Genomic DNA, 15,509 nt, shown 5'->3' on the forward strand with positions numbered 1-15,509 from the left:
GTCAAAAGAAACCGGTGCTCAGGCGCCGGTTTTTTTTCGTCCGCGTTTGGGTGGGCGCCCGAATTTCACGATGTGGAAAATTTTTTTGCGTCGTAAAAAATCGTGCTGCAAAGCACAAGACAGGCTATTGCAAGATGGAAAAAGACGTTTCTTAATGCGGAACGATTCGTGCAAGCCGTTGATTTTAATCATAAACAAATATTCCAAAAACACTTCACCGCGACTGTCGCGCGACCAGCGGTTTGCCTAGACTCTTATATAAGACTTCACGAAACGGAATGGCGGAACGTCCCCGCCTCCGGCCAGCCGCTTCGAGAAGACAGAGTCACCCATCCATTACAGGCAACCAAGGAGCACACCATGTCCCGTGAAGAACAAGCCAGGCAACTTCAACAGCAATGGGCCACCGATCCGCGCTGGAAGGGCGTCAAGCGCACCTACACCGCTGAAGACGTGGTCCGCCTGCGCGGTTCGGTTCAAGTGGAGCACACGCTTGCCAAGCGCGGCGCGGAAAAGCTGTGGGAAAGCGTCAATAACGAGCCGTTCGTGAACTCGCTCGGCGCGCTGACCGGCAACCAGGCGATGCAGCAGGTCAAGGCGGGCCTGAAGGCAATTTATCTGTCGGGCTGGCAAGTGGCGGGCGACGCGAACGTCGCCGGCGAAATGTACCCGGACCAGTCGCTGTATCCGGCGAACTCGGTGCCGCTCGTCGTGAAGCGCATCAACAATACCTTGACGCGCGCCGACCAGATCCAGTGGTCGGAAGGCAAGAATCCGGGCGACGAAGGCTACATCGACTACTTCGCGCCGATCGTGGCCGACGCTGAAGCCGGTTTCGGCGGCGTGCTCAACGCCTTCGAACTGATGAAGGCGATGATCGAAGCAGGCGCCGCGGGCGTGCACTTCGAGGACCAGCTTGCGTCGGTCAAGAAGTGCGGCCACATGGGCGGCAAGGTGCTCGTGCCGACCCGCGAGAACATCGCCAAGCTGACCGCCGCGCGGCTCGCCGCCGACGTCTCCGGCGTGCCGACCGTGCTGCTCGCGCGCACCGACGCGGAAGCCGCCGATCTGATCACCTCGGACGTCGATGAAAACGACAAGCCGTTCCTGACTGGCGAGCGCACGGTCGAAGGTTTCTATCGCACCAAGCCGGGTCTCGAGCAGGCGATTTCGCGTGGCCTCGCCTACGCGCCGTTTGCCGACATGATCTGGTGCGAAACCGGCAAGCCCGACCTCGAATTCGCGAAGAAATTCGCCGACGCGATCCACAAGGAGTTTCCGGACCAGCTCCTGTCGTACAACTGCTCGCCGTCGTTCAACTGGAAGAAGAATCTCGACGACGCCACCATCGCCAAATTCCAGCGCGAGCTCGGCGCGATGGGCTACAAGTTCCAGTTCATCACGCTGGCCGGCTTCCACGCGCTGAATTACTCGATGTTCAACCTCGCGCACGGCTATGCCCGCAACCAGATGACCGCGTTCGTCGAAATGCAGCAGGCCGAATTCGCCGCGGCCGAAAAGGGCTTCACCGCGGTCAAGCATCAGCGCGAAGTCGGCACCGGCTACTTCGACGCCGTCACGCAAACGGTCGAACGCGATGCCTCGACCACCGCGCTGCACGGCTCGACCGAAGACGAGCAGTTCTTCGACAAGAAAGTCGCGTGATCGGACACCGCGTCTGATCGCGGCAACGGCAAGGCAAAGACGAAAAAGCGGCCCCGTCAGAGGGCCGCCGTCAGGGAGGAAAAGCCACGAGGCGTGAACGGATCGCGCCTTGTGACTGAAATCTGGGAACGTTGGGAAGAGCGGAGACCAAGCCGGCACGGCGCATCGTGCGGCGACCAGGGGCGCGCCGGCCTGGACGGCCGGCGCGTTTCCTTCAGGCCGCGGAAAGCGGACCTCGCCCAAGCCATTCAGCGATACACGATCACCGGAATCTTGGTATGCGTGAGCACCCGCTGTGTTTCGCTGCCAATCAGCAGACTGCCGAGACCGCGACGCCCGTGCGACGCCATGAAAATCACGTCGCAGCGGCCCTGCTCGGCCGCCTCGATGATGCCGAGATACGGCGCCGGGTGCACGCTGGTGCGGCTGTCGAATGCGACGCCGACCCGCCGCGCCGCCAGTTCCACCTCGCGCAAATGCGCCTGCGCTTCGCGCTCGCTGCGCTGCAGGAACTCGGACGGCGGCTCGACCACCACATCGGCGAAAGGCGAGTACGGATATTGCGGCAGACACGCGTAGGCCGTGATGCGCGCGCCGACCGCCTGCGCGAGATCGATCGCGCCGTCGATCGCCTTGCGTGACAGATCGGAACCATCGGTCGGAACCAGGATGTGCCTGAACATGATGCCCTCCGTCGCCGGCTGCGCGCAGCGCGGCGTCAGCGCCAAACGAAGCGCGGCAGACGAACCGCTTCAATCGATTGTAGTGCGCGGAAACGCGCACACGCGTTGGGTTCAGGGTCTGTTCGCATATCGGAAACCCCTGCGCGGGTATGCCAGGTGCGCGACACGCCGCCCGGCGTCAGCCCCAGTAATCGGGATGGCCGTATGTATGCTTGAGAAAATCCAGAAACAGCCGGACCCGCAGCGGCAGATGGCGACGCTGCGGAAACACGGCGTGGATGCCGATCGGCGGGGCGGCGAATTCGTCGAGCACGCTCACGAGGCGCCCGGCGGCGATGTCCGTGCCGACCTCCCACCACGAACGCCACGCGAGCCCATGGCCTTCGAGGCACCAGTCGTGCAGCACCGCGCCGTCCGAGCATTCCATCGTGCCGGACACCTTGATCGACACCACCTTGTCGCCCTGCTGGAACATCCAGCCGCGCTGCTGATTGGCGCTCGCGCCGAGCGCGAGACAGTTGTGATGCGCGAGATCGGCCAGTGTGTGCGGCGCGCCGCGCCGGCTCAGATACGACGGCGAAGCCACACAGACGCGGCGGTTTTCACCCAACTTGAGCGACACCAGCGACGAATCCGGCAATTCGCCCAGACGCACCGCGCAATCGAAGCCCTCGTTGACGAGATCCACCAGCCGGTCGGAGAGATCGAGCGTGATCGAGACGTCGGGATGCGCGACGGTGAAAGCCGGCACCAGCGGCGCCACGTGCTTGCGCCCGAACCCGGCCGGCGCCGACAGCCGCAAATGGCCGCTCGCCTTCACCCCGCCCGCCGACACGCTCGCCTCGGCGTTCTGCATATCGTGAATGATGCGCTGGCAGTCCTCGAGAAAGGCGGAGCCTTCGAAGGTCAGCGTGATCTTGCGGGTGGTGCGCACCAGCAATTTGACGCCGAGGCGCTCTTCGAGCGCGTCGATGCGGCGGCCGATGATCGCCGGCGCGACGCCTTCGGCCGACGCCGCGGCGGAGAGGCTGCCCTTGGCCGCGACGGCGGCGAAAGTTTCGATCTGCTTGAAACGGTCCATGAGGGCTGGGTGCAGCGGTGTGGAAAGTGGTCGATGCGCGTGAGATTAGGTGGGTGAAAGTAAAAGATCAAGCGATATTCCGCCTCTTTCTTAGCGCGGAGCATCACTAATACAATCCGTCTCGACCTCTGACAGGAGTGCACGGCAATGTCGGCCACAACGACACTCTCCCCAAAAGCAGTGATTTTCGACGCCTACGGCACGCTTTTCGACGTGCATTCGGTGATCGCCGCCGCGGAGCAACTATTCCCCGGCCACGGCGACGCGCTTTCGCAGTTGTGGCGACAAAAGCAGATCGAATACACGCAGTTGCGCACGCTGGCCGCTCCGGCCGACGCACCCGGTGCGCACTACCGGCCGTTCTGGGACATCACGCTCGATGCGTTGCGCTTTTCCGCGCGCAAGCTTCAGCTCACGCTGGGGCGCGCGGCCGAAAAGCGTCTGATGGACGAATACGCGTGCCTGTCCGCCTTCCCCGATGCGATGCCCGCGTTGCGTCAGTTGCGCGACGCGGCTTCGGCATCCGTATCGCCGCCGACCCCGGGCGCGCAAGCCGGCTCACGCGCCGGGCTCGCGATCCTTTCGAACGGCAACCCGCAAATGCTCGACATCGCGTTGAAGAGCGCCGGCATGACGGGCTTGTTCGATCACGTTCTTTCCGTCGACGCCGTGCGCGCCTACAAACCCTCGCCCGCCGCTTATGGCCTTGCCACGCAAGCGTTCGGCGCGCAGCCGCGCGAGATCGTCTTCGTATCGTCGAACGGGTGGGACGTGGCGGGCGCGGCGTGGTTCGGCTTCACCGCGTTCTGGCTCAACCGCCAGAACGCGCCCGCTGAGGAGTTGGGCGTCACGCCGCATGGCGTCGGCGCGGGCATGAACGATCTGCTCGCTTTTCTGGCGACGCTCGCGCCGCCCGCTCGCACGAGCGGCAGTGGCAACCCCGGCACCCGCACGCGCCACGGCCCTGGCGCATGACGGGCGCCACCCGGACCCACGACACCCGCATTTCAAACGCACGCAACCGCATCTGAACATCCGCATTTTTGCAATCTGACCGACCAAGGAGAAATCATGGCGAATCCGCTGTCATCGTTGTCGCTGCCCCAGGGCATGGAAATCACGGCTGAAATCAAGCCGGGCTATGAAGCGATTCTCACGCGCGAGGCGCTCGAACTCGTCGCCGCGCTGCATCGCACGTTCGAACCGCGCCGCCAGCAGTTGTTGCAGGCGCGCGCGGAGCGCACCAAGCGGCTCGACGCCGGCGAGCGTCCGGACTTCCTCGCCGAAACCCGAAGCGTGCGCGACGGCGACTGGACCATCGCGCCGCTGCCGCAAGACCTGCAATGCCGGCGCGTGGAAATCACCGGGCCGGTGGAGCGCAAGATGATCATCAACGCGCTGAACTCGGGCGCCGATTCATACATGACCGATTTCGAGGATTCGAATGCGCCGAGCTGGGATAACCAGATCACCGGTCACATCAATCTGCGGGATGCGGTGCGCCGCACGATCTCGCTCGAACAGAACGGCAAGTCATACAGGCTGAACGACAAGGTCGCCACGTTGATCGTGCGTCCGCGCGGCTGGCATCTGCACGAGAAGCACGTGAAGGTGGACGGCAAGCGCGTGTCGGGCGGCATCTTCGATTTCGCGCTGTTCATGGTGCACAACGCGAAGGAACTGATCGCGCGCGGCTCCGGCCCCTACTTCTATCTGCCGAAGATGGAAAGCCATCTGGAAGCGCGTCTGTGGAACGACATCTTCGTCGCGGCGCAGGAAGCGGTCGGCGTGCCGCGCGGCACGATCCGCGCGACCGTGCTGATCGAAACGATCCTCGCCGCGTTCGAAATGGACGAGATCCTGTACGAACTGCGCGAGCATAGCTCGGGGCTGAACGCCGGGCGCTGGGACTACATCTTCTCGGCGATCAAGAAGTTCAGAAGCGACAAGGACTTCTGCCTCGCCGACCGCTCGCGGATCACGATGACCGCGCCGTTCATGCGCGCGTATGCGCTGCTGTTGCTGAAGACCTGCCATCGCCGCAATGCGCCGGCCATCGGCGGCATGAGCGCGCTGATCCCGATCAAGAACGATCCGGCGGCGAACGACAAGGCCATGGCCGGCGTGCGCTCCGACAAGGCGCGCGACGCCGGCGACGGTTACGACGGCGGCTGGGTCGCGCATCCGGGTCTCGTGCCGATCGCGATGGAGGAATTCGTCAAGGTGCTCGGCGACAAGCCCAATCAGATCGGCAAGCAACGCGACGACGTGCTCGTCACGGCGACCGACCTGATGGACTTCCGTCCCGAAGCGCCGATCACCGAAGGCGGTCTGCGCAACAACATCAATGTCGGTATTCACTACCTGGGCTCGTGGCTCGCGGGCAATGGCTGCGTGCCGATTCACAATCTGATGGAAGACGCCGCCACCGCGGAAATCTCGCGCTCGCAGGTATGGCAATGGATTCGCTCGCCGAAGGGCAAGCTCGACGACGGCCGCAACGTGACGGTCGAACTGGTGCGTGAGCTGTCGGCTGAGGAGCTCGACAAGGTGAAGCAGGCGGTGGGCGGCGACACGAAGCCCTATGAACGCGCCGCGCAGATCTTCGAGCAGATGTCGACGTCGGAGCAGTTCACCGACTTCCTGACGCTGCCGCTGTACGAGGAAATTTGAGGCGGTTCTCGAACTTCGGCAGTAAGCCCGCTTTCGCCATCGGGTACGACATGAAAGCGGCTTGAGCCGTGAGACCGACCCGCCGACGGCCCGCCAGGCGCATGCCTGTCGGGCCGTTTTTTAACTTGCCATGCACGCGTCGTGCGCCCGCGCTATCGCGTGTTGCGGTACTCGACCCAATCACCCGATCTGATTTCGGGAAGCCCCTTCACCGCATTGGGCGCGACCGGATAGAAGCGGCAGTTCACCACATTGCCGTCCACTTTCACCATCACGTCGCGCGCGACGAAACGCTCTTCCACACCGGGATAGACCGCTTCGATTTCGTCGAGCACGGCGATGAGCTCATCGTCGATTTCGTAGACGTCGCCCTTGACCTCCACGCCCGCTTCGTCGACGACGAGGCCGGGATACAAACCAAAGTCGAACAGATGGCCACGGACCGTGGCGCTGCCGAGCAGATTCGGCTCGGCAATGTCGTTACGCGCGGCGGCGGCGCGGATGTCGTTCACCTCACCGGCCCGCAACGTGCCGTATACGAAGACAGTCTGCATCGTCGTGTGCTCTCCTTGAATGGTTCGGGTGGTTTGCGTTGGGCGGCGACCCATGCAATCGGCACATTATGCAACGGCGGGCCGCGAGCAACACCTACAATGAGAAGCTCGCACGGTTCCGGGTTTGCATTCGCTCACGCTTCGATGGGTGTCGCGCTTGCTGATTTCGCGCTTCTTGAGTTTCGTCATCTGGATCGATCTTTGTCATGACTTCGTCCGCCGACTCCGGTCCGTCGAGCCTCGTGCACTTCGCCGACATTCCGCCCGAATTCCAGCCGACGCCAACGCATCCGATCCGCGTGCGCTCGCGGCTGATGCCCGCGGGCTCGCTCTTCGCGCGTCATACGCATGCGTGGGCGCAGGTGGCCTATGCGTCGCGCGGCGTGCTGCGGGTCGCGACGACCGGCACGACATGGATGGTGCCGCCCTCGCGGGCCATCTGGGTGCCGCCGCACGTGACCCATGAAGTCGTCGCCGTCGAAGACGCCTTCTTGCGCACGCTCTACATCACCGACAGCACGGTGCCCGCCGGGCTCGACACGCCGCGCGTGGTGGAAGTGTCGAATCTGCTGCGTGAAGTGATTGCCGCGCTCGACGCGCCCGATATTTCGGCAACGCGCGAGCAGTTGCTCGGCGCCCTCGCTCTGGACGAGCTAACGCGTTCGGAGCCGCTGCCGCTTTCCGTGCCGATGCCCAACGAAAAGCGTCTGCGTGCGCTGTGCGAGGCGGTGATCGCAGACCCGACTCACGGCGAATCGCTCGAGTATTGGGCGTCCAGCGTGGGCGCGAGTACGCGCACGATCGCGCGGCTGTTTCGCCAGGAACTCGGCGTGAGCTTTTCGCAGTGGCGTCAGCAGGCGATCCTGGCGCGGGCGATTCCGCTGCTGAGCCAGGGGCGGCCGCTCTCGCATGTCGCGCTGGAGTTGGGCTATCAAAGCCAAAGCGCGTTTTCGGCGATGTTCCGGCGCGCGTTCGGCGCGAGTCCGCGCGCGTTCATCGAGCGTGGCTCGGAACATCGCTTGAAAAATGGCGAGCACGACGAAACGGAAGAAGACGACGAGGCCGCGCAAGACCGCGCGGATGCGTCAAACGGTTTCGCCCGCTGAGCACAGGCGTCGAATCATCTGCCTTAAACCCGCCGCGCCAGATGACGGATGGCGCCGAGTTGCGCGAGACGCGGGCCGGTCAGCTTGTAGCCCTTGCGCTGATAGAGCCGCGCAGCGGGATTGTCGACGAACACGCGCAGCTGCAACTCGCGCAAGCCTCGCTCGCGCGCCCATTGATGTGACATATCGAGCAGATAGGTGCCGGCACCGAGCCGCCGATGCCCTTCGGCGATCTGCACGTCGCGGATATGCAGCGAATCGCCTTCTTGCGTGATACGCAGCACGCCGATCGGCGTACCGTCCACTTCGAGAATGAAATTCTCCGATTCGCGCCAACTGCCCAGAAACAGATCGCCACGCCAGACAAGATGATGACGGCGATAGTAGCCGCCCATGTTGTTGCGCGTCAGCGCCTCGGCGAACTCGAAATCGTCCATGCTGGCCTGGCGCAAATGAAACGGCGACGGAGCTTCGGTGGGATCGAACATGGCGGAACGACGAAGAGGAGTCGGGTCAACGGTAAAACAGGCCGCGCGCGCTGGCAATGGCTGTTTGTCCCGAGCATACCCAGGCCAGGCAGCGGAAATAAAAAAAGCCCACTTCTTGCGAAGTGGGCTTTCCTGAATCTGGCGGAGCGGACGGGACTCGAACCCGCGACCCCCGGCGTGACAGGCCGGTATTCTAACCAACTGAACTACCGCTCCAGATTTCCGCACCGTTCAGATTTTCAACCGAACGACGCCGATGACTTGGCGTCCCCTAGGGGATTCGAACCCCTGTACTCACCGTGAAAGGGTGATGTCCTAGGCCTCTAGACGAAGGGGACAACGTACTGCTTACACCTTTAATGAAAAAGCCCGTTCAAGTTTGCATGAACGGGCTTTGTCTGGCGGAGTGGACGGGACTCGAACCCGCGACCCCCGGCGTGACAGGCCGGTATTCTAACCGACTGAACTACCACTCCAGTCTTTACACCCTAGCTTGCGAGCGTCGGTTATTTCTCTGCAAGCCGCATTGCTTTACTGTTACTTCGAACACTAAAGCGACGCTGATGTTTGGCGTCCCCTAGGGGATTCGAACCCCTGTACTCACCGTGAAAGGGTGATGTCCTAGGCCTCTAGACGAAGGGGACATAATCTTTTCAAATCATGTCTGACTCGCTGCCAACTCACGATAACTTGCTAGTTATTCGTTTCATCAACTGCGAAGTCCGCTATTTTAACTACGTCGCAACTGTTTGTGAAGTCTTTTTTGCTACAAGTTCCAAGCTTCAGAACGACTTCACCTGGCTACCCGGCTTCAGCATATCTGGCTCATAAAACAGCTTCTTGAACCTGCGCCGAAGCGCCCAGCAGCGAAGAACGAAATTATACGCACGCCTCTTCGCAGCGCGCAAGAATTTTCTATCACTGCGCTGCCTCACTGCTGTGTCACTGCCTTGTCACTGCAACAGCGCGGCGGCGGCGCGAACGATATCGTCTATGACGGGCGCGCAGGCCCGCTGCCCTTGCGAATTCCTGCTTGCCGCGGATCCGAATCGCGTCGGCCGGGCTCATCGGCTGCGACGTTCTCGCGACGCAGTTGCGCATTGGGACTCGATGTGCGCGCCTTGCCGCGATCGGGCTCCGCCTCGGTGTTGGTGCCGGTCTTGCCGTTGCTTCTGTTGACGACTTCGCCGGTCCGATCAAGCTCGTCGTCGAGATCGTCGCTGTCCAGATCGTCGTCGGGGTTCATCGCTCGGCCTCCGTCAGATCATGTGCCAACACATAGGTCAGCAACGCGCGGGCCCGCTAGTTTCGACTACCCCGACGCCGACATCTTTCAGTCCGGCTTGCGCGCCACGACAGTCGGAAACATGCGGGCACGATCGTCGACGAACGTGATGTCCGTAAAACCCGCGCGCTCGAGTTGCTCGCGCGTTTGCGCGTGGGTACGGAAAGCACTCCACTTCGCCTCTATCACCCGCACGAACAGCACATGCTGAAGCGCGAGCGCAGCCGTGGACACCGCGCTCATATCCCACGGCGATTCGGGCGACAGCACCGGCGGCGGCGTCAGAAAGCTCGTCACCAATTGCCCGCCCGGTTTCAACGCATCGAGGAACTTGCGATAGAGCGCGACCACGCGCTCATCGTCGGGCTCGTAGATATTGAGGCCGTTGCTCGTCAGCACGTCCGCCTCGGCATTCAGATCCATCGCCCATGCGTCGGCCTGGCGAAGCGACAGCCGCTCAGTCAACCCACGCTCGGCCGCGAGCGCACGCGCGCCGTCCAGAGCCCGCTGATCGAGATCGACGCCGACCAGCCTGACATCGGCACACGCGGTGTAATCGAGCAGCAGCAAATCGCCCATCAATCCGCACGGCACCGATGCAAGCACGAAACCGGGCTTGAGCCGCGCCTGCACTTCGCGACGAAACAGCCCGAAGCGCTCGCGCGTGGCAAGCACGGCCGGCATCTCCTCGAAGACCCGATATTCGAGTTCGGACACCGCGCCACGCTGCAAGGTGCCCGGCTCATAGGTCACGAGGCGGTGCGTCCAGTACGCATCGAGTCCGCGATTGGCGAGCAGGAAGCGGCCAAGCTCGAACGCGGACAACTGATCGACGAGCGCGACCTGCTGCTCGATCGTCGCGCCAGGAAGATCGGCGCCGGCGCGCAGCCGCGCTTTGGTGGTCTCGACGGTGTGTTCGTGCGAGAGGTCGGGACGGCTATCGTGCGAAACATGCGAAATCAGTCGATCGGAATCATTCATCAGGAATGTCGATGGGTTGGTGAAATGGAAGCGTGATCATAGCCCGCTTATCCAGCTCGGACCAACGCGTAACGCCGCGTTCCCGATCGCAAGAAGCCTTCTCGAAGCGAGCGCGGCAGCGGCGCGCGCAAGCCACCGCCACGCCGCCGCCCCGCCCTGCCGACGAATCGCTACGTGCGCGCCAAAGCCTGCGCCACCAACCGCTGCTGCTCCTGCAAATGCGCCTGCATCGACGAATGCGCGCCCGATGCCGTCGCGTTCCTGCATACATTGCCGAGCCGGCAACGCGCCGGCATCGCTTCGTCGATCTCGTCCCGCACGAAGTGCCACGCGCCGTGGTTCTTTTCCTCTTCCTGGGCCCAGACCACTTCCGCGACGTTCGGGAATCCGGCCAGCGCATCCGCGAGTTCCCGCGTCGGGAACGGATACAACTGTTCGATGCGGATCAGCGCCGTGCGCGTATCGCCGGACGCGTCGCGCGCGGCCTGCAAGTCGTAAAAGAACTTGCCGCTGCACAGTACGACGCGGCTCACCGCATCCGCCGACGCGATCCCGGCATCGCTCAGCAACGGCGCGAACGAGCCGCCGATCAATTCGTCCAGCGCGGCGTGCGAACGCGGATTGCCGTGCAGTTGCCCTTTCGGCGACATCACGACGAGCGGTTTGGGATCGTCGCTCAGCGCCTGCTCGCGCAGCATGTGAAACCACTGCGACGACGTGGAAGGCATCACGACCTTCATGTTGCCGTCGGCGCACAGTTGCAGGAAACGCCCGAGGTAGGCGCTCGAATGCTCGGGGCCGAAGCCTTCGTGACCGTGCGGCAAGAGCAGCGTCAGCGCGGACGGATAGCCCCATTTGTCATGGCCCGCCGCGATGTACTGATCGATGAAGACCTGCGCGCCGTTCACGAAGTCGCCGAACTGCGCTTCCCAGATCGTGAGCCGTGTCGTCGACTGCACGCTGTAGCCGTATTCGAAGCCGAGCACGGCTTCCTCGGTGAGCGGCGAGTTGACGATGTCGAAGTCCCCTTGATGCGCCCCGATGTTTTGCAGCGGCACGTAGCGCTCGCCGGGATCCGCCGTATCGGTCTGCGAATGCCATACGGCATGCCGATGCATGAACGTGCCGCGGCCAACGTCCATGCCCGAAATCCGCACGCTGCCGCCGTCGTCGAGCAGGCTCGCATAGGCGAGATTCTCGGCGAAACACCAGTCGATCGTTTGGCGTTCGTCGGCCACCGCCGCCTGCCATTTCGCGATCAGGCCGCGGACGAAATCGTGCACCTGCAAGCCCGCCGGCGTGCGCGTCAGCGCCGCCGTGAGCGACTGCAAGCGCGCGAGCGACAACGGCCGGCCGGGCCTTGCCGTGACCGCGCGGTGTGGCGTCGGCGTCGGCGTGGGCTTGGCACGCGTTTGCAGGTTCCTCAGCGCCTGGGCGCGCAATTCCGCAAGCGGCGTCTCGTCCGCGAGCGCCGCGTGATACATCTCGGTGACCGTCGGGTGCGAGGCGATCGTCGCTTGCTGAAACGGCTGCGTGATGGCGGGCACGTCATGCTCCGAGTGACCGAGACGCCGGTAGCCGATCAGATCGATGACGACATCCGCGCCGTATTTCATCCGGTATTCGAAGGCGATTTTCGCGGCCCGCACGACCGCGTCGGGGTGATCCGCGTTGACGCGGATCACGGGCGCGTCGATCATCCGCGCGATGTCGGTGCAGTACGCATTCGCTTCGACGTCCATCCGGTTCGGCGTCGTGAAGCCGATCTGATTGTTCACGATCACGTGGATCGTGCCGCCCAGCGCATAGCCCTCCTTGCGCGTGAGGTTGAGCGTCTCCATCACGATGCCCTGGCCGGCGAACGCCGCGTCGCCGTGCATGACGAGAGGCAGGCAGCGGATGTCGGGATGCTCGTCCTGGTAAGCGCGCGCCATGCCGCTGACCACGGGATGAACACTCTGCAGATGCGAGGGATTGTGCGCAAGCACGAGCGCCACGTCGCCGTCCGGCGTCTCCTTCGCCACCGCGCCGCCGAAGTGATACGGCAGGTCGCGCTGAAGCGCCGAGAACCGCGATTGCTGGTCGAGACAGTCCACGATTTGCGCGGGATCGAAACCCATCACGTTGACGAGCATGTTCAGCCGGCCGCGATGCGGCATGCCGGCGAAAATCTGCCGCACGCCATGCTGGCCGGCCTGCTCGACGATGGCTTCGATCAGCGGTATCAGGCTCTCGCAACCTTCCAGCGAAAAACGCTTGGCATGCTCGAAACGCGCGGCGACGTGGCGCTCCCACATTTCCGCGGCCAGCAGGCGCTGCAACACCTTGTGCCGCTGATCGTGGGCCGGCAGCGGCGCGAGTTGCGCGGACTTCAGGCGCGCGCATAACCAGGCGCGCGGCGCCTCGTCGCGGATGCCCGTCACGTCGAGCCCGATCGCCCCGCAGTAGACGTGCCGCAGTTGCCGTTCCAGTTCGTGCACGGTGGCCGATGGCGGCAGCAATGCGTTATCGGCGGCGATCTGCTGCGTCGGCTCGAGGCCGTGAAACTGCGGCTGCAACTGCGGCACCTCGGGCAGCGGCGTCAGATGCAGCGGGTCGAGCTGCGCCTGACGATGACCATGCAGGCGGTACGCCTCGATGAAATGCTTGATCCGCAGGGAGCCCGCTGTCGTCGGCGCATGGGCAGCCGGCTCGAGAGGTGCGCTAAAGGGCTGGCGAGAAAGGGTAATCGGCTCGGAGTAGGCGTGTGACATGTTGATTAGGCATCCGGGGAGAAACCGTCAATCGGATCTCGCAGTCCGCATTCCGATGCGCGAGCGTGGCCCCTGCAACGGCAGTACGACGATGTGCCACGATCTGGCGGCAGACGGCGAGACAGGAAGCAACGCAATGCGGTACGGGCTTGCATTGCATGCCGCGTTTTGTTTCATCGAGCCGGCCTGTCGGCAGGCTCGTGTCTCCGTCCGTTTGCTGCTTCACCTCTTGTTGTTGGGTCGATAGATGCGGGGCGGCTAGGCGGCCACCCAGGCGCCTTGCGCGCTCATGTCGCCGGCGTGGCGCGCGTGCGTTTCGCGCACGCTGCCGCGCTGTTCCTGCGACACGTCGCCGTGCAGCGTGAATGCGCTGACCGTTTCCGTGAGCTGGCGTGCCTGATCCTGCAGCGCCTGGGCCGCCGCGGCGCTTTGCTCGACGAGCGCGGCGTTTTCCTGCGTGACCTTGTCCATCTGCGTGACGGCCTGGTTGATCTGCTCGATGCCTTCGCTCTGCTCCTGGCTCGACGAACTGATTTCAGCGACGATGTCGGTCACGTGCTTGATGCTCTGCACCACCTGGCCGATGATCTGCCCGGCTTCCTCGACCATCTTGCCGCCGGTGCCGACCTGATTGACGGAGTCGGCGATCAGCTCCTTGATCTCCTTCGCGGCGACCGCGCTGCGCTGCGCGAGACCGCGCACCTCGCTCGCCACCACCGCGAAGCCGCGGCCGTGCTCGCCGGCGCGCGCGGCTTCCACCGCCGCGTTCAACGCGAGAATGTTGGTCTGGAATGCGATGCCGTCGATCACGCCGATGATGTCGACGATCTTGCGCGACGAGACATTGATCGCGTTCATCGTGCTGACGACCTGATTGACCGCCTCGCCGCCTCTCGAAGCGACCATCGACGCGTTCGACGCAAGCTGGTTGGCTTCGCGCGCGTTATCCGCGTTCTGTTTCACCGTGGAGGTCAACTGCTCCATCGCGGCCGCGGTTTCTTCGAGCGAGCTCGCCTGGTGTTCGGTGCGGCTCGACAGGTCCATGTTGCCGCTCGCCACCTCGCGCGATGCGTGAGTGATCGTGTCCGTGCCCTGCCGTACCTGCGCGACGATGCCATGCAGGTTTTCGATCATGCGTTTCAACGCGGTCAGCAGCCGGCCGACTTCGTCGGTCGTGTCCACTTCCAGACGATGCGTGAGGTTGCCGCTCGCGACCGCTTCCGCGAGACTCACCGCGCGATTGATCGGCCGCGTGATGGTGCGGGTAATGAACAGGCCGGTGGCGATCGCGATCAATGCCGCGCAGAAGGCGAGCACGATCATCTGGATCTTCGCGTAGTGCGCTTCGCCGACGGCGTCGGCGACGTCGCGCTCCATTTGCGCGGCCTGATAGTCGACCATCTTGTCGACCAGCACGTAGTAGCTGTCCTGCAAGCGCGCCATGTCGCCCTGATAGAGCGCGCGCGCCTGCTGCTGATCCGTCTTGACCAGTTCGAAGAATTTCCTGACGCTCACGCCGTACGCGGCGCGCGCATCGAACTGCTCCTTGAAGAGCGCCTTGCTCTGCTCGTTCAGCAGATGCTTTTCGAGTTGCGCGTAGGCGTCCGCGTTGAGCTTGCGGATCGCCGTGTAGTCGCTCATGTACTTCGCCGCTTCATCGGGCGACGTGGCCAGCAGCAGATTGCTGAGAATCCCGTTCGCCTTGTAGCCGTTACCCTTGATCGTGTTGCTCAGCGCGATCAGCGTATAGCGCTCGCTGACGATCTGATCCATTTTCGCGTTGCTGGAGTCGAGGTGGCGGATGCCCACCACGGCGGTGCCGATCAATAGCGCCACGACCAGGGCGAACGCGGAACCGAGACGAACCCCGATTCGCAAGTTGGAAATCTTCATGTTTTGCAATTCCTGTGTATCAACGCCGCAGTAAAAAGCTGTCGTGAAGCGGGCGACCGCGCGCTGTGCGTCGGGCAAGCACACCGCTCGGCGCGCCTGCCTTTCTCGAGGCGGCGCATCGCTTCACGACCATCGCCACTTGAACCTGGCAGACGTAGAGCCCTCGCAAACCTTTGCGTACGCGGGCGCGCGCCAATCTTCATACGATATGTCGGCCACGATTTGGGAATCTTGAGTGCTCGACCGTCGAAAATTGCGAAGCGTCGCGGGAGGGGCGTTTCTGGCGGGGGCTGAGACCACGAGACGAGATGGGCGTGGCCGGCAGGAGACGAACACCGCGGGGTGCT

At 63.5% G+C, this 15,509-nt stretch carries 12 protein-coding genes and 4 tRNA genes; 4 read left to right on the forward strand and 12 right to left on the reverse strand.

Features of this window, described 5'->3' with window-relative positions; genetic code table 11:
* Positions 1–360: 360 nt before the first annotated feature.
* Positions 361–1,665 carry an isocitrate lyase gene (gene aceA, locus ACOCG7_RS23130; RefSeq protein ID WP_083083867.1) on the forward strand — a complete coding sequence of 435 codons (1,305 nt, stop codon included), beginning with the start codon at positions 361–363 and terminating at the stop codon, positions 1,663–1,665.
* A 248-nt stretch (positions 1,666–1,913) separates the two neighbouring features.
* Here aceA and ACOCG7_RS23135 read toward each other — a convergent pair whose 3' ends face one another.
* A complete protein-coding gene (locus tag ACOCG7_RS23135; RefSeq protein ID WP_073428103.1) occupies positions 1,914–2,348 on the reverse strand; it encodes a universal stress protein in 435 nt (144 codons plus the stop codon).
* A gap of 178 nt (positions 2,349–2,526) precedes the next feature.
* Positions 2,527–3,429 carry a LysR family transcriptional regulator gene (locus ACOCG7_RS23140; protein ID WP_073427953.1) on the reverse strand — a complete coding sequence of 301 codons (903 nt, stop codon included), beginning with the start codon at positions 3,427–3,429 and terminating at the stop codon, positions 2,527–2,529.
* Positions 3,430–3,576: 147 nt separating this feature from the next.
* On the opposite strand from ACOCG7_RS23140, the gene ACOCG7_RS23145 reads away from it, so the two are divergent.
* Both ACOCG7_RS23145 and aceB read left to right on the forward strand, forming a co-directional pair.
* Positions 3,577–4,404: a (S)-2-haloacid dehalogenase gene (locus tag ACOCG7_RS23145; RefSeq protein WP_083083868.1), complete on the forward strand. Its 828-nt coding sequence runs from the start codon at positions 3,577–3,579 to the stop codon at positions 4,402–4,404.
* A gap of 96 nt (positions 4,405–4,500) precedes the next feature.
* Positions 4,501–6,102, forward strand: coding sequence for a malate synthase A (gene aceB, locus ACOCG7_RS23150; protein WP_083083869.1), 1,602 nt, complete (start codon positions 4,501–4,503; stop codon positions 6,100–6,102).
* Between the two features lie 152 nt (positions 6,103–6,254).
* Here aceB and ACOCG7_RS23155 read toward each other — a convergent pair whose 3' ends face one another.
* Positions 6,255–6,656 (reverse strand): gamma-glutamylcyclotransferase family protein, encoded by a 402-nt coding sequence (locus ACOCG7_RS23155; RefSeq protein WP_073427950.1) that lies wholly within the window; start codon positions 6,654–6,656, stop codon positions 6,255–6,257.
* A gap of 206 nt (positions 6,657–6,862) precedes the next feature.
* Here ACOCG7_RS23155 and ACOCG7_RS23160 point away from each other — a divergent pair, with 206 nt between their 5' ends.
* Positions 6,863–7,762 carry an AraC family transcriptional regulator gene (locus ACOCG7_RS23160; protein ID WP_244744952.1) on the forward strand — a complete coding sequence of 300 codons (900 nt, stop codon included), beginning with the start codon at positions 6,863–6,865 and terminating at the stop codon, positions 7,760–7,762.
* 23 nt (positions 7,763–7,785) lie between these two features.
* On the opposite strand, the gene ACOCG7_RS23165 is transcribed toward ACOCG7_RS23160, so the two are convergent.
* The 9 genes from ACOCG7_RS23165 to ACOCG7_RS23205 form a co-directional block, all read right to left on the reverse strand.
* Entirely contained in the window at positions 7,786–8,250 is a 465-nt protein-coding gene (locus ACOCG7_RS23165) for a GNAT family N-acetyltransferase (protein ID WP_083083871.1), read from the reverse strand.
* 139 nt (positions 8,251–8,389) lie between these two features.
* Positions 8,390–8,466: transfer RNA gene (locus tag ACOCG7_RS23170), tRNA-Asp, on the reverse strand.
* A 46-nt stretch (positions 8,467–8,512) separates the two neighbouring features.
* Positions 8,513–8,588: transfer RNA gene (locus tag ACOCG7_RS23175), tRNA-Glu, on the reverse strand.
* 61 nt (positions 8,589–8,649) lie between these two features.
* Positions 8,650–8,726: transfer RNA gene (locus ACOCG7_RS23180), tRNA-Asp, on the reverse strand.
* 92 nt (positions 8,727–8,818) lie between these two features.
* A tRNA-Glu gene (locus tag ACOCG7_RS23185) sits at positions 8,819–8,894 on the reverse strand.
* A gap of 347 nt (positions 8,895–9,241) precedes the next feature.
* Positions 9,242–9,496 carry a hypothetical protein gene (locus tag ACOCG7_RS23190; RefSeq protein ID WP_083083872.1) on the reverse strand — a complete coding sequence of 85 codons (255 nt, stop codon included), beginning with the start codon at positions 9,494–9,496 and terminating at the stop codon, positions 9,242–9,244.
* An 87-nt stretch (positions 9,497–9,583) separates the two neighbouring features.
* On the reverse strand, positions 9,584–10,516 hold the full coding sequence (locus ACOCG7_RS23195; RefSeq protein WP_083083873.1) for an SAM-dependent methyltransferase: 933 nt from the start codon (positions 10,514–10,516) through the stop codon (positions 9,584–9,586).
* Positions 10,517–10,686: 170 nt separating this feature from the next.
* A complete protein-coding gene (locus ACOCG7_RS23200; protein WP_083083874.1) occupies positions 10,687–13,269 on the reverse strand; it encodes a 2-oxoglutarate dehydrogenase E1 component in 2,583 nt (860 codons plus the stop codon).
* 258 nt (positions 13,270–13,527) lie between these two features.
* Positions 13,528–15,162, reverse strand: a complete 1,635-nt coding sequence (locus tag ACOCG7_RS23205) for a methyl-accepting chemotaxis protein (RefSeq protein WP_083083875.1) — start codon at positions 15,160–15,162, stop codon at positions 13,528–13,530.
* Between the last annotated feature and the right edge of the window lie 347 nt (positions 15,163–15,509).

Source organism: Paraburkholderia sp. DD10 (assembly GCF_049177125.1).
GTDB lineage: Bacteria > Pseudomonadota > Gammaproteobacteria > Burkholderiales > Burkholderiaceae > Paraburkholderia > Paraburkholderia terricola.